The following is a 16901-nucleotide window of genomic DNA, read 5'->3' as shown; positions in this document are numbered from 1 at the left end:
TGGTGTCACCAGGTGGTCGCGCGAACGATCGCCCGGTACGACCTCAGCCGATCAGCGGACGGAAGGTGCCGACCGCGACGCTGACCGCCAGTGACCCAGCGGCCACCACCAGCGCCCCGGCCACCAGCAGGCCGTCGGCCACGGTGAACCGCTGCCGGCGGGCGACCGTGCGGGGCCCGCCGGCGTCGAACCCCCGGGCGTCCATCGCCACCGCCAACCGGGTGCCCCGCCGGATCGCGCCGACCAGCAGCGCGAACCCGGTGGAGCCGAAGAGGCGCAGCTTCGCCACCGGGTTGCGCCCGGCGTCCACCCCGCGCGCCCGACGGGCCATGCCGATCATCTGCCACTCCTGGGCGAGCAACGGCACCAGCCGGAACGCGGCCAGCGCGCCGATGGCGAACCGGGCCGGTGCCTTCACGTTCTGGATCAACGCGTCGGCCAGGTCGGTCGGGTCGGTGGTGGCGAAGACGATCACCCCGGGCAGGGCCACCGCGAACAGCCGCAGCACCATCCCGAGCGCGGTCACCAGCACCCCCGAGGTGACCAGCACCGGACCCGCCGCGAGCAGCGTCCGGCCGGAGCGGTCCGCGGCGAACAACACCAGGGTCACCAGTACGCCCGCGGCGGCGGCCAGCAGCGGCAGCGCCCGCCGGGCCAGCACCCGGTAGCGGACCCCGAACAGCGGCAGGACGGCCAACTCCACCGCGATGGCGATCGCCGGGGCCACCGGATCCAGTGTGGCGAGCAGCACCACCGAGAAGACCATCGCCGCCGCCAGCTTCGCCACCGGGTTGCGCCGGGCCAACGGGGCGTCCGGCGCGGCCACCGCCTCACCGCCGAACATCGGCGCGCTCCCGGTCCTCAGCGGCGTGCATCGGCGCGTTCCAGGACCAGGGTCCGGTCGGCCAGCGCGGCGACGAAGTCCGCGTCGTGGGTGACGGTGACCACCCCGTGCCCGGCGTCGCGCAGGTCGGCGAAGAGGTCCACCAGCTCCAGCCAGGTCCGGCGGTCCTGGCCGAAGGTGGGCTCGTCGCAGACCAGCAGCCGGGGCGCGGTGGCCAGGGCCGTCGCCACGCTCAGCCGCCGCGCCTCCCCGCCGGAGAGGGTGTACGGGTTGGCCCCGGCCAGCCGGGTCAGCCGCAGCCGGTGCAGCAACCCGTCCACGGTGGTCCGCACCGCGTGCTCCGGCTGACCGGTACGGCGTGGCCCCAGGGCCAACTCCTCGCTGACGGTGCCGGTGACGAACTGGTGCTCCGGATCCTGGAACACCGACCCGATCCGGCCGGCCAGTGCGGGTGCCCGCCACCGGTGCGGGGCAGTGGCGGCGTCCGCGCCGGCCAGCTCGGCGGTGGCCGTCAGTCGGCCGGTGCCCGGTCGGAGCAGGCCGCCCAGGAGCAGCGCCAGGGTGGACTTGCCGGCCCCGTTCGGGCCGAGCACGGCGAGCGCCTCGCCGGCGCGTACCGTCAGCTCGGTGGTGGCCAACCGGGGCGGCAGGCCGAGCCGGTCGGCGGTGAGCAACCGGTCGCCGACCGGGGTCCGGGCCCGGCGGGGCGCGACCGGGTGACCCGGCACCCACACCCCCTCGGCGGCCAGCTCGTCGCCGTGCGCGGCGAAGACCTCCCCGGGCGGGCCGTCGGCCCGGACGCCGCCGCCGGGTGCCAGCACCACCACCCGGTCGACCAGCCGTAGCGCCTCCGCCACCCGGTGCTCGACCAGCACCAGGGTGGTGTCGGCGTCCACGGCGAGCGCGACCGCGTCGCGGACCAGCTCGGCCCCGACCGGGTCGAGGTTGGCCGTCGGCTCGTCCAGCAGCAGCAACCCCGGGTGCAGGGCGAGCGCCCCGGCCAGGGCGAGCCGTTGCTGCTCACCGCCGGAGAGCGCCGCCGTGGGCCGGTCCCGGTGGTACGGGAAGCCGACCCGACGCAGCGCCGCGTCGACCCTTGGCCAGATCTCGCCGGCCGGTACCCCCCGGTTCTCCAGGCCGAACGCGACGTCGTCACCGCAGCGGGCCATCACCAGCTGGGTCTGCGGGTCCTGGAAGACGATGCCGACGCGTTCCCGGTCCTTGCGGGGGTCGACCCCGTCGATCTCGACGGTGCCCTCCTGCTCGCCGGAGTCCGTCGGCAGCAACCCGGCCAACGCCGCCAGCAGGGTGCTCTTGCCGGCCCCGGAGGCACCGAGCAGCAGGACCCGCTCGCCCCGCTCGACGTCCAGGTCCAGCCCGCGTACCGCCCAGGCCCGACGCCCCGCGTGCCGCCAGCCGAAGCCCCGCAACCGCACCGTGCCCACGCCGCGTACCCCCGGGTCCGGGATCAGACCAGGGCGCGGTCGCGGCCGGCGGGGAACCGGTCGAGCACCCCGGTGCCGGCCAACGCCCGGGTGAGCAGCAGGCCGCCGACCCCGGCCAGCACCGTGGCGCTCAGCACGGTCAGGACGAAGATCGGCAGCCGGGCGGTGAGCAGGTCGAGCGCGGCGTAGTACCGGATCTGGTCGAAGACCGCCGCGGCGAGCCCGGCCAGGGTGGCGGAGAGCATCGCCGCCGGCAGCCGGTACGAGCGGTACCGGAACGCGGCGAAGCCGAGCTCCGCCCCGACCCCCTGGAAGGCGCCCTGCAGGATGGCCACCACGCCCCACTGGCTGCCCAGCAGCACCGAGACGAACGCGGCGAGGAACTCGCAGTAGAAGGCGGCGCCGGGCTTGCGGATCACCAGGCCGCCCAGCACCCCGGGGACCAGCCAGATGCCGTAGATGACCGCCTGGGCCGGTGGAAAGAAGGCGAACGCGCCCTCGGTTGCCGTCCAGACCAGGTTCCAGGCCCAGAAGATGACGCCGAAGGCGACCGCGATCACGGAGGCGACCACGATGTCGATGGTCCGCCAGCGATCGGTGTCGGTGTGGCTCATGGTGGATGCTCCCAGTCCCGAGTGCGAACCAGGAGAAGACGCACGCCGTGCCCGGCGGACCGGACGACGGCGCGGCTGAAGGTCGACCGAACTCCCTGCGCTGGCATTACCCAGATCAGGTTCGAGGGTCTGCGGGCGGACCCGCACTCTCAGCGCTGCGCGCTCCCCTGTCGGAGGTGAAGTTGTCTCACCGACGCTAACACCCCGGTGAATCGACCGGCAAAGTGATCATTGCCTGGTCAGCCGCCGGTATGCCGGGTTTTCCACAGGCTGTCCGGTACGCATCGACGTGGCCCGTCGGTGGGCAGTACCCTCAGGCGGCCGACCGATGGTTCCCGCGCACCGGCAACGGGCCCTGGCAGGTTCGGAGCGTCGGTGAAGGGGCGTACAGGTGACCGCAGAGACCAACCACCGTGGTACGACGGTGGATCCTGGCTCCCCGGCGGATTCTGGTTCCCCGGTGGGTCCTGGTTCCCCGGTGGATCCTGGTTCCCCGGTGGATCCTGGCTCCCCGGCGGATTCTGGTTCCCCGGTGGATCCTGGTTCCCCGGTGGATCCTGGCTCCCCGGCGGATTCTGGTTCCCCGGTGGGTCCTGGTTCTCCGGCGGCCGAGCCCCCGGCGGACGGGCCACGCCGGTTCCTCGGCGACCGGGTCGGCTCGGTGGAGGTCCTCGCCGGGCTGCTGATCCTGCTGGTCGTCTTCCGCGAGCCGGTCGCCGACCTGCTCTCCGCACCCCGCTGGCAGACCTGGACGACCGTCTTCGTCTCGATCCTGGTGCAGGCGATGCCCTTCCTGGTCTTCGGGGTGATGCTCTCGGCGGTGATCGCGGTCTTCGTGCCGCGTTCGTTCTGGGCCCGCGCGCTGCCCCGCCGGCCCGGCCTGGCGGTGCCGTTGGCCGGCGCGGCCGGCTTCGTGCTGCCCGGCTGCGAGTGCGGCGCGGTGCCGATCGCCGGTTCGCTGATCCGTCGGGGGGTCACCCCGGCCGCCGCGCTGGCCTTCCTGCTCGCCGCCCCGGCGATCAACCCGATCGTGCTGGTCGCGACGGCGGTCGCCTTCCCGGGCAACCCCGAGATGGTGCTCGCCCGGGGCCTGGCCAGCCTGGTGGTCGCGGTGCTGATGGGCTGGCTCTGGCTGCGGCTGGGCCGCGCCGACTGGATCCGGCTGCCGCACCGCCCCGACCTCGACGGCCTCTCCCGGGGTGCGGCGTTCTGGGCGGCGATCCGGCACGACGTCACGCACGCCGGTGGCTTCCTGGTCCTCGGCGCGATGGCGGCGGCCAGCATCAACGTGCTGGTGCCGGAGCGGTGGCTGCAGACCCTCGCCGACAACCCGGTGCTGTCGGTGCTCGCCCTGGCGGTGCTCGCCGTGCTGCTCTCCCTCTGCTCCGAGGCGGACGCCTTCGTGGCCGCGTCGCTGTCCCAGTTCTCCCTCACATCCCGGCTGGTCTTCCTGGTGGTGGGTCCGATGGTCGATCTGAAGCTGATCGCGATGCAGTCGGGGGTCTTCGGCCGCCGGTTCGCCCTCCGGTTCGCCCCGGCGACGTTCGTGGTCGCCGTGACGGTGGCGGTGGCCACCGGGGCGGTGCTGCTGTGAACCGGCAGGCCCAGGCGGTCGTGCTGCTGCTGCTCGGCGGGGCCGTGGTCCGGGCCAGCCTCACCGACCTGCACCTGCGCTACGTCAAGGAGAGCCTGCAGCCCTTCCTCGTCGCCGCCGGCCTGGCACTGGTCGCCGTCGCCGTGATGACCCTCTGGTACGAGTTGCGCCCGCTGCTGCCCGCCTCGGTGCAGCCGCCCGACGGTGAGCCGGCCGGCCCGGTGGCGCACGCCGATGCCGGGCACGCCCACCACGAGCCGCGGATCGGTTGGCTGCTCCTGCTGCCGGTGCTGGGTCTGCTGCTGGTCGCCCCGCCCGCGCTCGGCTCGTACGCGGTCAGCCAGGCCGGTGCCACCGTCCCCAGTGGTGGGCTCTCCGACTATCCCGCCCTGCCCGCCGGTGACCCTGCCAAGATCACCGTGCTGGACTACGCCTCCCGGGCGCTCTTCGACGCCGGCGAGTCGATCGGCGACCGCCGGGTCCAGCTCACCGGATTCATCGCCACCGGCGGCGCCGGAGAACCGATCCTGGCCCGGATGGTGCTGTCCTGCTGTGCCGCCGACGGGCGTCCGGTCAAGCTGGGCCTGACCGGCGAGGTGCCGGTGGGCCTGCCCCAGGACACCTGGATCGAGGTGATCGGGCGGTACACCGACCGGATCGGACGGGACCCGGTCAACGACGCCGAGATCCCCTACCTGGACGTCGAGACCTGGCGTGAGGTCCCCGTGCCCCGGCAACAGTACGACTAGCCGGCCCGGCCCGGGTAGGTTCCGGTGATGCGGATCGAAACGCGTGGCCTCACCTTCGACGTTGCCGCCGGTGGGCCGGCCGACGGGGTGCCGGTGCTGTTGCTGCACGGGTTCCCGCAGCACTCCGGGGAGTTCGACGACGTGGTGCCGGCCCTGCACGCCGCCGGGCTGCGCACCTACGCCCCGGACCAGCGCGGCTACTCGCCCGACGCCCGGCCACCGCAGGTCCGCGACTACCGGCTCGCCGAGTGCGTCGCCGACGCGGTGGCCCTGCTCGACGCGCTCGACGTACCCGCTGCCCACCTGGTCGGTCACGACTGGGGCGCGCTGGTCGCCTGGCAGGTGGCCGCCTACCATCCCGACCGGGTGCACACGCTCACCGCCGTCTCGGTGCCGCACCCGGCGGCGATGGCCCACGCGCTGGCCACCGACGCGGGGCAGAAGGCCCGCTCGTCGTACATCGCGTTGTTCCGCCGGGCGGGTACGGCGGAGAAGGTGCTGCTGGCCTGGAACGGCGCGGCGCTGCGCAAGATGCTCGGCGGCGTCGGTGACGCCGAGCGGGTGGCCCGGTACGCCGAGCCGATGCGCCGGCCGGGGGCGTTGACCGCCGCGCTGAACTGGTACCGGGCGATGTCCGGGGCCGAGTTGGCGCGGACCCCGGCGGTGCCGGTGCCGACCACCTTCGTGTGGAGTGACGGGGACACCGCGATCGGCCGCACCGCCGCCGAGACCTGCGCCGAACGCGTGACGGGGGAGTACCGCTTCGTGGTGCTGCCCGGGGTGAGCCACTGGATTCCCGACGAGGCGCCGCAGGCCCTGACCGAGGCGATCCTGGCCCGGGTGGGGCCGACGTTGTAACGACGTTCATGAGTCGGTTTCGCACTGTCTGCCGTAGGGCAAAGGCGTTGTCGCCAACCGGGGGTGGACCCCGGGGGCGGTACGTCTCACCGGAGGTAGCACGTGTCGAAGGAAACCGAGAAGCAGCGTTGGCAGCGAAACTTCGCCGACCTGCTCCAGGAGTTGCGGGTCGCGCAGACCGGCGTGCAGATCCTCTTCGCCTTTCTGCTGACCCTGCCGTTCAGTGCCGGGTTCGACCGGACCACGGACTTCCAGCGGGACGTCTACATCGTCGCGTTGCTGGCCGCTGCCGGTGCCACCGCGATGATCATCTCGCCGGTCGCGTTCCACCGGGCGCTGTTCCGGCAGGGTCGCAAGCCGGAACTGGTCCGCTTCGCCCACCGGATGGCCAGCGGTGGTCTGGTGCTCATGCTGGTCTCGATGGTCAGCGCGGTCATGCTGGTCACCGACTTCGTCCTGCCCTGGTGGGTCGCCCTGCTGCTCAGCGGTATCACCGGAGTGTGGTTCCTGACCTTCTGGGCGGTGCTGCCGTTCAGCCGCCGCAACTGGGGCGACGATGACCTCGACGACGACGAGGACACCCCCACCTGAGTGAAAGGAAGGGCCCCCGCTTAACGCTTTCGGTATAGCGGGGCGCCCCTCTCACGGACCCGGGCGGCCCCTTCGTCCGGGCCGCCCTGACCCGCCCTGGCGTGGCCCGCCCTGGCGTGACCCGCCCTGGCGTGGCCCGCCCCGAGGCCGGCCTGGCGCGGCCCGCTCTGGCCCCGGCCGTGGGGCCGGCGCGCCTGGCCGAACCCCGGGGTCGAGGCGCGCCCTATCGAGACTTGAGGCCCAGGCGGCGCAGTTCCAGGCGGGCCAATGCGTCCACGGTGGACGCGTCCCCGCGCCGCCACGCCTCGGCCACGTCCGGCGCGATCCGGGTCAGCCGGCCCACCGGTTGGTTGGCCAGCGCCCGCAGGGCCAGCAGGTCCCGTCCGGCGGGCACCCCGGCCAGGGCCGCCGCCGACCCGGCCCGGCGCATCCAGCGCAGCCGCAGCGGCAGCCAGCCGAAGAGCACCAGCCCGAGGGGGAAGATCAGCACCGCCACGGCGAGGGCCAGGGCGAGCTGGTCGACCAGTTCCTGCTGGTCCCGGCCCGCCTCGGCCAGCGACCGGGCGGCACCGGCGGCCCGTTCGAAGGGCGCGGTCAGCTCGTCGCCGACCAGTGGCACCCGCCCGACCTTGCCGCCGGCGTCGGCCAGGTTGTCGGCGAGGCCGCCGCCCGCGCCCTCCAGCTTCTGTCCGGGTACGGCCAGCTTCTCGACCAGGTCGTGCAGCCAGAGCGCGCCCCGGATCGAGCCGTACACCCAGGCGACGACGAGGAGATCGGTGAGGAGCTGACGGAGGGCGACCGGGGAACGGTCGGCGTAGATCTTCACGCCGGACAGCGTGCCACGCTCCCGCTCACCCGTCGATGCCCCGCAGCAGCCGGTGAGAAGGGTGCCCCGCTCTACCGGAAGCGTTAATAGGGGGCCCTTCCTTTCACGAAGGGCAGGTGGGGCAGGTGCCGAAGATCTCCAGGGTGTGGCTGACGTCGGTGTAGCCGTGCTGGGCGGCGACGCGGTCGGCCCAGGTCTCGACGGCGGGGCCGGCCACCTCGACGGTCCGGCCGCAGGCCCGGCAGACCAGGTGGTGGTGGTGCCCCTCGCTGCACCGCCGGTAGAGGTGCTCCCCGCCGGGCGGGCGCATCACGTCGATCTCACCGGCGTCGGCGAGCCCCTGCAGGGTGCGGTAGACCGTGGTCAGGCCGACCCGGTCACCCCGCCGGCGGAGCATCTCGTGCAGCTCCTGGGCGCTGTGGAAGCCCTCGACCTCGCCGAGCAGGGCGCTGACCGCGCTGCGCTGCCGGGTGTTGCGGACGGCGGTGGTGCTCTCCTCGGTCACGGACCCTCCCCGGCGTGGCTGACCGCGTCCGCCACGATGTGCGCGACATGCTCGTCGACCAGGGCGTACGCGATCTCCCGGCCGCGTCGCGAACCGTGTACCACCCCGGCGCCGCGTAGCACTCGCAGGTGCTGGGAGACCAGGGGCTGGGTCGCTCCGAGGGTCTCCACCAGCTCGTGCACGCAGCGTTCACCCTGCGCCAGCTCGCTGACGATGGCCAGTCTGATCGGCGCGGAGAGCGCACGCAGCAGCTCACTCGCACCCTCGTACGAGTCGTAGCCGGTCGGACTGGTCACCCCGCAACGGTAACCGTTCTCAACGACCCGCCGGTAACCGGCTCAGCGCAGCACCACCTCGGCGGGCTCCGGAGCGTTCGTCGGGCCGCTCGGGACGCGGCGTCGACGGACCGCCCGCCAGCCGGCCCCGGCCACGGCGACGACCAGGAACGAGGCGATCGCCAGCAGCACCACCGACGCACCGGGGGCGGTGTCGGCGTTCGCGGCCACGTAGACCCCGCCGCCGGCGGCGAACAGCCCGAGCGCCATCGCCGCCGTCATGGTGCTGCGGAAACCCCGGGTGACCTGCTGGGCGGTCGCCACCGGCACCACCATCAGGGCACTGATCAACAACACCCCCACGGCCCGCATGGCGATCGTCACGGTCACCGCCGTGGCCACCGCGAGCAGCAGGTTGAGGGTACGCACCGGCAGGCCGGAGACCCGGGCGTACTCCTCGTCGTGGCAGACCGCGAAGAGCGCCGGGCGTAGCGCCAGCATGACCACCCCGATCACCGCGCCGAGCACCGCGATGGTCGTCAGGTCGGTGGGCGAGATCGTGGTCAACGACCCGAAGAGGTACGCGTTGAGGTTGGCGTTGCTGCTGTCGGAGAGCCCGACCAGCATCACCCCACCGGCGATCCCGCCGTAGAAGAGCAGGGCCAGGGCAAGATCCCCGGAGGTACGCCCACGGGCCCGGACCAGCTCGATGGTGATCGCGCCGAGGGTCGCCACGATCACCGCCACCAGCACCGGGGAGCGGTTGAGCAGCAGCCCCGCCCCGACCCCGGTAAGCGCCACGTGCCCGACCCCGTCGCCGATCAGCGCCAACCGGCGCTGCACCAGGTAGATGCCGAGTGCCGGGGCGGCCAGGCCGATGACCAGCGCGCCGATCAGGGCCCGCTGCATGTACGGGTACTGGAAGAGTTCGATGCTCATCGGCTCCACAGCCCCACGGGCTCGTCGGGACCGTGCGGGTGCACGTGGTCGTGGCCGGGCTCGGCGTGGTGGCCGGCCGGTTCCGGTACCGCGCCGTCGTGTGCGACGTACCCCTGGTGCACGACGACCGCCCGGTTGATCAGCGGACGCAGCGGCCCCAGCTCGTGGGCGACCAGCAGGACGGTGCCGCCGCCGGTGACGAAACCGCCGAGCGCCCCGGCGAAGGCCTCCTGGCTGACCGCGTCGACCCCGGCGGTCGGCTCGTCGAGCACCAGCAGGTCCGGCTCGCCGGCGAGGGCCCGGGCGATCAGGGTGCGTTGCTGCTGGCCGCCGGAGAGGGTGGCGACCGGGTCGCCGGCCCGGTCGGCGAGCCCGACCGCGCTGAGCGCGGCGGCGACGGCGGCCCGGTCGGCGGCGCCGGGTGGTCGCAGCACCCCCCGGCGGGCCAGCCGGCCAGCGGCGACCACCTCCCGGACGGTGGCCGGTACGCCGCTGCCGGCCCCGAGTCGCTGCGGCACGTAGCCGACCCGGTGCCAGTGGCGGAACCGGCGCAGCGGGGTGCCGAACAGCTCGACCGTGCCGTGGCTGAGCGGGACCAGGCCGAGGATGGCCCGGATCAGGGTCGACTTGCCGGAGCCGTTGGCGCCGAGCAGGGCGACCACCTCACCGGTGGTGACGGCGAGTGAGACGTCACGCAGCACGGGGCGGCCGTCGTAGCCGACCACCCCGTGCGTGACGGTGATGACAGGTTCGCTCACGAGCAGCCCAGTGCCGTCCGGAGGGTCTGCAGGTTGGTGCGCATCACCGAAAGGTAGTCGCCGCCGTTCTCCGCCGACAGCCCCTCCAGCGGATCGAGTACGGCGGTCTTGGCCCCGACCTCACGGGCGATGGTCTCGGCGACCTTCGGGCTGACCAGCGTCTCGAAGAAGATCGTGGTGGCCTGGTGCTCGCGGGCCTCCTCGGTGACCTCGGCGAGGCGCTGCGGGGAGGGCTCGTTCTCCGGGGTGAGCCCGGTGATGCCGATCTGCTCCAGCTGGTAGCGCTGGGTGAGGTAACCGAAGGCGGTGTGGCTGACCACGATCTCCCGGCGCTGGCAGGTCTTCAGCCCCTCGGTGAACTCGGTGTCCAGCTTCTCCAGCTCGGTCCGCAGCTGCTGGGCGCGGGCGGTGAAGTCGGCGGCCCGCCCGGAGTCGAGCTGTCCGAGCCGCTCGGCGAGCTTCTCGCCGATGGTGGCCAGCCGGGTCGGGTCGAGCCAGACGTGCGGGTCCTTGGCTCCGCCACCCTCCTCGGCGGCCTTCTTCTCGTCCTCGTGCTTCTCGTCTTCGTGGCCCTTCTCGTCCTCGTGACCGTGGTCGTCCTCGCCCGAGTGGTCGTGGTCGTGCCCGCCGGCTGCGGCGTCCAGCAGCGGCTGGACGGTGGCCACGTCGAACGCGCGGTCCTTGGCGTTCTGCTCGACGGCGGTGTCCACGGCGGGCTGGAAGCCGTCCAGGAAGATCACCAGCTCGGCCTGGCTGAGCTGCCCCACCTGGCCCGGGTTGAGTTCCAGGTCGTGCGGCTCGGCCCCGGGACGGGCGAGGTTGGTCACTGTCACCGCGTCGCCACCGACCCGCTCGGCGACGAACTGCAGCGGGTAGAACCCGGCCACCACGTCGATCCGGTCCGGGTCGGCGCCGGCGGGTTGGCCGCCACCGTCGCCACACGCCGTGGCGCCGGCCAGGACGAGCAGCGCGGTGGTCGCGGCGGCCAGGGTACGGGAAACGTAACGGCTGTTCATGCCACTACTCTCCGCCTAGACGAAATTGATTGTCAAAGCCGCATGAGTGCATGAGCCGGCCGCGCAGCAGCGCCTGGGCCGCACCGCGCAGCAGCGCCTGGGCCGTACCGCTCAGAGGAGCTTGGTCAGGGCGAGGGCGATCAACAGGGTGACCACGACCAGCCGGATGATCCGGTTCGCCGGGGTCTGCACCGGCCAGGTGGTCACCGAGAGGGCGATGAGGGCGGCGGCGATCGCCAGCAGCAGCAGCGCGCCCACCACACCCGGGGCGAAGAGCGCCACCAGGACCAGCACCAGGCTGGCCAGGAAGACCGACGTCGGATTCAGCCGGGCCAGTCGGGCCAGCAGAGGTCGCTGCGTACGCTGCATCCCACAGACTCTACGAGGAGGACCCGGGTGCTGGTCACCAACCGGTTCGTGGTGGAAACCGACGCCGCCGACACCTTCACCGAGCGGGCGCACGCCGCCCTCACGGTGCTCGCCGCCTGCCCCGGCTACCTGCGCGGGCACCTGCTGCGGGCGCTGGACGACCCACGGCACTGGAGTCTGCTCACCGAGTGGGAGTCGGTCGGGACGTACCGGCGGGCGCTCGGCAACTTCGACGTCAAGATCCACGCCACGCCGCTGCTGGCCGAGTCGCTGGACGAGCCATCCGCCTACGAGGCGTTGGCCAGCGCGGCACCGGGCGGGGACGTGGTGGTCGCCAGCAGTGATCGAGCGGCTGACCCGTACCGCTGATCTCCGGGCACTACCCTGCACGGTATGACTGCTCCCGGACCGCCCGAGCCGCAGCCGTACCCCGGTTCCTCCGGGCCGGGTGGCCCCGCGTCACCCGGCGCGGACGACGCGGCCCCCGGTGGGCAGCCGCCGTCGTCCGGCGTACCCGCTCCACCCGGCGTACCCATGTCTCCGGAATCGCCCGGCGGGCCGGGGGAACGGGCGCAGCCCGGCGGGCCCGTGTCTCCGGGTTCGCCCGGCGGGCCGGGGAGGTCGGAGGAGCCGGGGGTACCCGCGCCACCGGCCGGACCCGGGGTGGCGCCGCCGTTCGCCGCGCCCCCCACCGAGGGCCGGCGCTCCCGGCTCTGGCTCGGTCTCGGCGTCGGGGCGCTGGCCGCGGTGCTCTGCTGCGGCGGGGGCGGCGCGGCGATCGTCGGGCTGGCGGTCACCAACGTCCGCGCGATCGACGAGCAGGGCCGCGCGGTCGCCGACGACTACTACCGGGCGATCGTGGACAAGAAGTACGGCGAGGCCTACGACCTGCTCTGCGAGTCCGAGCGGCGCCGGGAGTCCGAGCCGGACTTCGAGCGGCGCGTCGCGGCCGAGCCGGAGATCACCGAGTACCGGGTGGGTGACGTCGACGAGGTGAACCTCCGGGTGCCGGTGCGGGTGACCTACACCGGCGGTGGCCAGGACACCCAGACGATCAACCTGGCCCCGGACAACCAGACCGGTGGCCTGGAGGTCTGCGGGATCGACTGACCAGCCCATCGGTAGTGTGCTGGGCAACACCGCCCGCACCGTCCATCCCACGTCCCCGCCGACCGCCAGTCGGCGTAGGAGGAAACATGCCAGCCGACCGTATCGACGCCGTCGTCAGCCTCGCCAAGCGCCGGGGCTTCGTCTTTCCCTCCAGCGAGATCTACGGCGGGACCCGATCGGCGTGGGACTACGGTCCGCTCGGCGTGGAGCTGAAGGAGAACGTCCGCCGGCAGTGGTGGAAGACCATGGTCCAGCAGCGCGACGACGTCGTCGGCCTGGACTCCGCGGTCATCCTGGCCCGCAAGGTCTGGGAGGCCAGCGGCCACATCGCCGAGTTCGTCGACCCGCTCACCGAGTGCCAGTCCTGCCACAAGCGGTTCCGCGCCGACCACCTGGAGGAGGCGTACGCCGAGAAGCACGGCAAGCCGCTGACCTCGCTGCAGGAGCTGAACTGCCCCAACTGCGGCAACAAGGGCACCTTCACCGAGCCGAAGATGTTCAACGGCCTGATGAAGACCTACCTCGGCCCGGTGGAGAGCGACGAGGGCCTGCACTACCTGCGGCCGGAGACCGCCCAGGGCATCTTCGTCAACTACAACAACGTGGCGACCGCCGCCCGCAAGAAGCCGCCGTTCGGCATCGCGCAGACCGGCAAGTCGTTTCGCAACGAGATCACCCCGGGCAACTTCATCTTCCGTACCCGCGAGTTCGAGCAGATGGAGATGGAGTTCTTCGTCGAGCCGGGCACCGACGAGACCTGGCACGAGTACTGGCTCTCCGAGCGCTGGAACTGGTACCTCGACCTGGGGCTGTCCGAGGGCAACCTGCGCTTCTACGAGCACCCCAAGGACAAGCTCTCGCACTACTCCAAGCGCACCGTCGACATCGAGTACCGCTTCCAGTTCGGTGGCAGCGAGTTCGCCGAGCTGGAGGGGATCGCCAACCGGACCGACTTCGACCTCGCCACGCACAGCAAGCACTCCGGCGTCGACCTGTCCTACTTCGACCAGACCAAGAACGAGCGCTGGATCCCGTACGTCATCGAGCCGGCCGCCGGCCTGACCCGGGCGGTGCTCGCCTTCCTGCTGGAGGCGTACGACGAGGACGAGGCGCCGAACACCAAGGGCGGCGTGGACAAGCGCACCGTGATGCGCTTCGACCCCCGGCTGGCCCCGGTCAAGGTGGCGGTGCTGCCGCTGTCGCGCAACGAGGCGCTCTCGCCGAAGGCCAAGGGGCTCGCCGCCGACCTGCGTAAGCGTTGGGTGGTCGAGTTCGACGACTCGCAGGCCATCGGTCGCCGCTACCGCCGGCAGGACGAGATCGGCACCCCGTTCTGCGTCACCGTCGACTTCGACACCCTCGACGACAACGCGGTGACCGTCCGCAACCGGGACACCATGACCCAGGAACGGATCTCCCTCGACCAGGTCGAGCGCTACCTCATCGAGCACCTCCCCGGCTGCTAGATGTGTAAGGAAGGGCCCCTTCTTAACGCATATTGTCGAGAAGGGGCCCCTTCTCACTGCGCGCTTGTTCGCGTTCGCTCAGCCCGTCGAGCTTCCCGGTCAGGTCCGTACGGAATCTCCCGCCGGGAGTGTCAACGGCGCCGCGATCCGCGGATGAACTGGTCGACGGCGGTCGCCACGATCCCGTCGAGTAGTTCCGGTGCCACCAGGTTGCCGTTGACCAGTGCGGCGATGCCCTGCAGCGTCGCGAACATCACGATGCCCGTGCGCTGTGAGTCGCCGGGCTCCAGCACGCCCTCCGCCTGCCCCTGCCTGATCAGACCGTCCAGCAGTCCGAACGGCGCGGCGGCGGCCTCGACCAGCCGTTCGGCGCCGTCGCGGTGCTTACCGGCGAACATCAGTGCCAGCAGCGCGGCGTCCTCGGTGGCGAACCTCAGGTAGGCCGCCGCGACGGTGTGCATGCGCGGCGCGAACTCCTCACCCGCGGCGTCCAACGCCGCCCGCAGCTCCGTGTCCAGCCGGGCGAAGCCGGCCTCGGCGAGTGCGTCCAGCAGCGCCTGACGGTCCGGGAAGTGCCGACGGGGGGCGGCGTGGCTGACGCCGGCCTCGCGGGCCAGTTCCCGCAGGGAGAGCTGCTCGGCACCGTGCTGGCGCAGGCTGCGCTCGGCCGCGTCGAGCAGCGCCGTCCGAAGGTTTCCGTGGTGGTACGCGGGCACGGGTTCACCCTAGCAAATGGTGTTGTCGTTGACAGCATTGTCGTCAGCGCCTACATTGTTGCTCATGACAACATTTAATGCCGCGCAGCTTCCCGCCATGACCGGCCGTACGGTCGTCGTGACCGGCGCGAACAGCGGCATCGGCCGGGCAGCCGCCCATGCGCTCGCCGCCGCGGGCGCCCGCGTCGTGCTCGCCGTCCGCGACCTCGCCAAGGGACAGGCCGCCGCCGCGACCATGGCCGGTGACGTCGAGGTACGGCGGCTCGACCTCGCCGACCTCGCCTCGATCCGGGCGTTCGCCGAGGACTTCACCGACCCGATCGACGTGTTGATCAACAACGCGGGCCTGATGGTCCCGCCGCTCGGCCGTACCAAGGACGGTTTCGAACTGCAGATCGGCACCAACCATCTCGGCCACTTCGCACTCACCAACCTGTTGCTGCCGCGGATCCGGGAGCGGGTGGTCACCGTCTCCTCCAGCGGGCACCGGGCCGGCACGATCGACCTCGACGACCTCAACTGGGAGCGCCGGCGCTATCGGGCGTTCCCCGCGTACGCGCAGTCGAAGTTGGCGAACCTGCTGTTCACCGCGGAACTGCAGCGTCGTCTCGCCGACGTCGATTCGTCGGTACGCGCGACGGCCGCGCACCCCGGGCTGGCCGCCACCAACCTCCTCGACCACCTCGACGACCGGCGGTCCGTGCTCCGGCGCTTCACCAACCACCTCTCGCAGAGCGAAGCCGACGGTGCGTTGCCCACGCTCTACGCGGCGGTGGCGGACGTCCCCGGCGGCAGCTACGCCGGTCCGGGTGGCTTCCTCCAGGGACGCGGCGCCCCCAAGCTGGTCAGCCGGTCGAGAACCGCCCGGAACGGCACTCTCGCCCGTCGCCTGTGGACCCGGTCCGAGGAGCTGACCGGCGTCACATACCCACTGGCCACGACGAACGTCACCGGGACGTGAGATCCGTGGCCTCGACCACGACGCGAGGAGTCATGCCTGCTCGACTCGGTGGCGCGCGGCCAGAACCTCCTCCAGGTGCCGACGGTCGGGCGTGAGGCGGGTGGGCGGAAGGGTGGATGCGGGGCCGGCGGGCGTGAGGTCGGCGGGTGCGGGACCGGCGGGCGGAAGGCCGGCGGGCGCGGGGTCGATGGCGAGGGCGGCCGGGCCCGGCAAGGGCTCGACACGTACCCGGGTGAGTGGCACCGACCCCCGCCGGGACTCGTACGCCTCCTCGACCAGCTGCCGCACCCGCCCCGGCTCCCGGCGGATCCGGGCCGGTGTGAAGTGCAGCACCAGGATCCCGTACCGGCTCAGTTGGTTGTGCCGGTCGAGGGTGCGCGACCAGTCGTCGGGGCTGAAGTGGTACTCCTGCGAGTCCACCTGCAGGGCCAGCGCCGCGTCGGCCAGGTATCCGTCGGGCGTGGGCATTGACTCGCCCGTCCCGTTGGACAGCCGGGGGTTCCACAGGATCGCCGGCAGCACCCGGCTGCCGGCCAGACACTCCCGCAACTCCGCCTCGGGCGCCGACCGGGTGCCCGCCACGACCTCCCCGAACGCCTTGCGGATCAGCGCGGTACGGCTGCGCCGGGCCCGTCGGATCTCCTCGTCGAGGCCGGGCAGGTCGGCGTACCCACGTTGCACGGCCTCGGCCACGACGGCCCGGACCGGCCGTAGTTGGCGCAGGTCGCGGGCCGCGTCGACGACCGCGCGGGCCGGCGAACAGACCGGGTAGAACGCCGTGTGCCGGGCCCGGCCGTCGAGGGTGAGCGCCCGAGAGACCTGCGCGTACGCCGCCGACCGCCGTCGGACGTGGTGCGGCACGACCAGCTGTACGGCGTCGCTGCGCGGGCTGTACCGGAAGCCGTACCAGTGCAGTGCCGCCAGGCCGGTCAACTGTGCCTGCGGGCCGGCGTAGAGGGCTGCCGAGACCCGTCGCTGCTCCTCGGTGAGGGTCCCGCTGAACAGGGCGTACGTCGCCGGTAGGACGCGTTGCCAGCGACCCCGGCGAGCCTGGCGGTACAGGTGCATGTCGGTGCAGCCGACGCTCAGGAGTTGCGCCCGGGTGACGACCAGATGTTGGGCGCGGGCCGTCGCGTCGAGCTCGGGTGGGTAGTCGGACATGTCACGCAGCATGGCCGCCGAGGCCACCGGTTGTCCGGCCCGGTCCGCCCCCGCTGTGGACAACAACCGACATGTGGACAACGCCCCACGGACACCCCCGATGT

At 72.5% G+C, this 16901-nt stretch carries 20 protein-coding genes and 1 riboswitch; of the genes, 8 read left to right on the top strand and 12 right to left on the bottom strand.

Features of this window, described 5'->3' with window-relative positions; translation table 11 throughout:
- Positions 1-43: 43 nt before the first annotated feature.
- Genes ACN28G_RS19035 through ACN28G_RS19025 form a run of 3 tightly spaced genes read right to left on the bottom strand, consistent with a single transcriptional unit; the run spans position 44 to position 2903 of the window.
- Entirely contained in the window at positions 44-844 is an 801-nt protein-coding gene (locus ACN28G_RS19035) for an energy-coupling factor transporter transmembrane component T family protein (RefSeq protein WP_421480013.1), read from the bottom strand.
- Positions 845-861: 17 nt separating this feature from the next.
- Positions 862-2289 (bottom strand): ABC transporter ATP-binding protein, encoded by a 1428-nt coding sequence (locus ACN28G_RS19030; protein ID WP_421480012.1) that lies wholly within the window; start codon positions 2287-2289, stop codon positions 862-864.
- Between the two features lie 23 nt (positions 2290-2312).
- Positions 2313-2903 carry an ECF transporter S component gene (locus tag ACN28G_RS19025; RefSeq protein ID WP_091442328.1) on the bottom strand — a complete coding sequence of 197 codons (591 nt, stop codon included), beginning with the start codon at positions 2901-2903 and terminating at the stop codon, positions 2313-2315.
- A gap of 74 nt (positions 2904-2977) precedes the next feature.
- Positions 2978-3082, bottom strand: a riboswitch (TPP riboswitch).
- A 407-nt stretch (positions 3083-3489) separates the two neighbouring features.
- Between ACN28G_RS19025 and ACN28G_RS19020 the strand changes: the two genes are divergently transcribed.
- The 4 genes from ACN28G_RS19020 to ACN28G_RS19005 all read left to right on the top strand — a co-directional run bounded on the left by ACN28G_RS19020 (position 3490) and on the right by ACN28G_RS19005 (position 6695).
- Positions 3490-4497 (top strand): permease, encoded by a 1008-nt coding sequence (locus tag ACN28G_RS19020; RefSeq protein WP_421480011.1) that lies wholly within the window; start codon positions 3490-3492, stop codon positions 4495-4497.
- Positions 4494-5246, top strand: a complete 753-nt coding sequence (locus ACN28G_RS19015) for a TIGR03943 family putative permease subunit (protein WP_421480010.1) — start codon at positions 4494-4496, stop codon at positions 5244-5246. Before ACN28G_RS19020 ends, ACN28G_RS19015 begins: the two co-directional genes overlap by 4 nt.
- 27 nt (positions 5247-5273) lie before the next feature.
- Positions 5274-6104: an alpha/beta fold hydrolase gene (locus tag ACN28G_RS19010; RefSeq protein WP_421480009.1), complete on the top strand. Its 831-nt coding sequence runs from the start codon at positions 5274-5276 to the stop codon at positions 6102-6104.
- 102 nt (positions 6105-6206) lie between these two features.
- Positions 6207-6695 carry a DUF6328 family protein gene (locus ACN28G_RS19005; protein ID WP_421480008.1) on the top strand — a complete coding sequence of 163 codons (489 nt, stop codon included), beginning with the start codon at positions 6207-6209 and terminating at the stop codon, positions 6693-6695.
- A 223-nt stretch (positions 6696-6918) separates the two neighbouring features.
- Here the strand turns inward: ACN28G_RS19005 and ACN28G_RS19000 are convergent, their stop codons facing one another.
- From ACN28G_RS19000 to ACN28G_RS18970, 7 genes are all read right to left on the bottom strand, one after another.
- Positions 6919-7521 carry a hypothetical protein gene (locus tag ACN28G_RS19000; RefSeq protein ID WP_091442311.1) on the bottom strand — a complete coding sequence of 201 codons (603 nt, stop codon included), beginning with the start codon at positions 7519-7521 and terminating at the stop codon, positions 6919-6921.
- Between the two features lie 103 nt (positions 7522-7624).
- Positions 7625-8026 (bottom strand): Fur family transcriptional regulator, encoded by a 402-nt coding sequence (locus ACN28G_RS18995; protein ID WP_091442308.1) that lies wholly within the window; start codon positions 8024-8026, stop codon positions 7625-7627.
- Positions 8023-8322 carry an ArsR/SmtB family transcription factor gene (locus ACN28G_RS18990; protein ID WP_421480007.1) on the bottom strand — a complete coding sequence of 100 codons (300 nt, stop codon included), beginning with the start codon at positions 8320-8322 and terminating at the stop codon, positions 8023-8025. Before ACN28G_RS18990 ends, ACN28G_RS18995 begins: the two co-directional genes overlap by 4 nt.
- Positions 8323-8364: 42 nt before the next feature.
- Entirely contained in the window at positions 8365-9234 is an 870-nt protein-coding gene (locus ACN28G_RS18985) for a metal ABC transporter permease (protein WP_421480938.1), read from the bottom strand.
- A 2-nt stretch (positions 9235-9236) separates the two neighbouring features.
- Complete coding sequence (locus tag ACN28G_RS18980; protein ID WP_091442300.1) at positions 9237-9998, bottom strand: metal ABC transporter ATP-binding protein; 762 nt, start codon at positions 9996-9998, stop codon at positions 9237-9239.
- Positions 9995-11014 (bottom strand): metal ABC transporter substrate-binding protein, encoded by a 1020-nt coding sequence (locus ACN28G_RS18975; RefSeq protein ID WP_091442295.1) that lies wholly within the window; start codon positions 11012-11014, stop codon positions 9995-9997. The genes ACN28G_RS18980 and ACN28G_RS18975 overlap by 4 nt, the downstream gene beginning before the upstream one ends.
- Before the next feature lie 111 nt (positions 11015-11125).
- Complete coding sequence (locus tag ACN28G_RS18970) at positions 11126-11383, bottom strand: DUF6703 family protein (RefSeq protein WP_091442291.1); 258 nt, start codon at positions 11381-11383, stop codon at positions 11126-11128.
- Positions 11384-11410: 27 nt separating this feature from the next.
- Here ACN28G_RS18970 and ACN28G_RS18965 point away from each other — a divergent pair, with 27 nt between their 5' ends.
- The 3 genes from ACN28G_RS18965 to ACN28G_RS18955 all read left to right on the top strand — a co-directional run bounded on the left by ACN28G_RS18965 (position 11411) and on the right by ACN28G_RS18955 (position 13959).
- Entirely contained in the window at positions 11411-11752 is a 342-nt protein-coding gene (locus ACN28G_RS18965) for an antibiotic biosynthesis monooxygenase family protein (protein ID WP_091442288.1), read from the top strand.
- 294 nt (positions 11753-12046) lie between these two features.
- Positions 12047-12493: a hypothetical protein gene (locus tag ACN28G_RS18960; protein ID WP_229688465.1), complete on the top strand. Its 447-nt coding sequence runs from the start codon at positions 12047-12049 to the stop codon at positions 12491-12493.
- An 86-nt stretch (positions 12494-12579) separates the two neighbouring features.
- On the top strand, positions 12580-13959 hold the full coding sequence (locus ACN28G_RS18955) for a glycine--tRNA ligase (protein WP_091442280.1): 1380 nt from the start codon (positions 12580-12582) through the stop codon (positions 13957-13959).
- A gap of 131 nt (positions 13960-14090) precedes the next feature.
- On the opposite strand, the gene ACN28G_RS18950 is transcribed toward ACN28G_RS18955, so the two are convergent.
- On the bottom strand, positions 14091-14675 hold the full coding sequence (locus tag ACN28G_RS18950) for a TetR/AcrR family transcriptional regulator (protein WP_421480006.1): 585 nt from the start codon (positions 14673-14675) through the stop codon (positions 14091-14093).
- Positions 14676-14772: 97 nt separating this feature from the next.
- Between ACN28G_RS18950 and ACN28G_RS18945 the strand changes: the two genes are divergently transcribed.
- Positions 14773-15636, top strand: a complete 864-nt coding sequence (locus tag ACN28G_RS18945; RefSeq protein ID WP_421480005.1) for an oxidoreductase — start codon at positions 14773-14775, stop codon at positions 15634-15636.
- A 30-nt stretch (positions 15637-15666) separates the two neighbouring features.
- Here ACN28G_RS18945 and ACN28G_RS18940 read toward each other — a convergent pair whose 3' ends face one another.
- Entirely contained in the window at positions 15667-16797 is a 1131-nt protein-coding gene (locus tag ACN28G_RS18940; protein ID WP_421480004.1) for a hypothetical protein, read from the bottom strand.
- Between the last annotated feature and the right edge of the window lie 104 nt (positions 16798-16901).

Source organism: Micromonospora sp. WMMA1923 (assembly GCF_049179195.1).
GTDB classification, from domain to species: Bacteria; Actinomycetota; Actinomycetes; order Mycobacteriales; family Micromonosporaceae; genus Micromonospora; species Micromonospora yangpuensis.
The sequence above is the reverse complement of the archived record's forward strand: the minus strand, read 5'-3'. Positions and strand labels throughout refer to the sequence as shown.

Coding starts and splice junctions, on each gene's coding strand:
- ACN28G_RS19035 (WP_421480013.1), bottom strand. CDS start 844: ATGTTCGGCGGTGAGGCGGTGGCCGCGCCGGACGCCCCGTTGGCCCGG.
- ACN28G_RS19025 (WP_091442328.1), bottom strand. CDS start 2,903: ATGAGCCACACCGACACCGATCGCTGGCGGACCATCGACATCGTGGTC.
- ACN28G_RS19010 (WP_421480009.1), top strand. CDS start 5,274: ATGCGGATCGAAACGCGTGGCCTCACCTTCGACGTTGCCGCCGGTGGG.
- ACN28G_RS18975 (WP_091442295.1), bottom strand. CDS start 11,014: ATGAACAGCCGTTACGTTTCCCGTACCCTGGCCGCCGCGACCACCGCG.
- ACN28G_RS18970 (WP_091442291.1), bottom strand. CDS start 11,383: ATGCAGCGTACGCAGCGACCTCTGCTGGCCCGACTGGCCCGGCTGAAT.
- ACN28G_RS18955 (WP_091442280.1), top strand. CDS start 12,580: ATGCCAGCCGACCGTATCGACGCCGTCGTCAGCCTCGCCAAGCGCCGG.
- ACN28G_RS18945 (WP_421480005.1), top strand. CDS start 14,773: ATGACCGGCCGTACGGTCGTCGTGACCGGCGCGAACAGCGGCATCGGC.
- ACN28G_RS18940 (WP_421480004.1), bottom strand. CDS start 16,797: ATGTCCGACTACCCACCCGAGCTCGACGCGACGGCCCGCGCCCAACAT.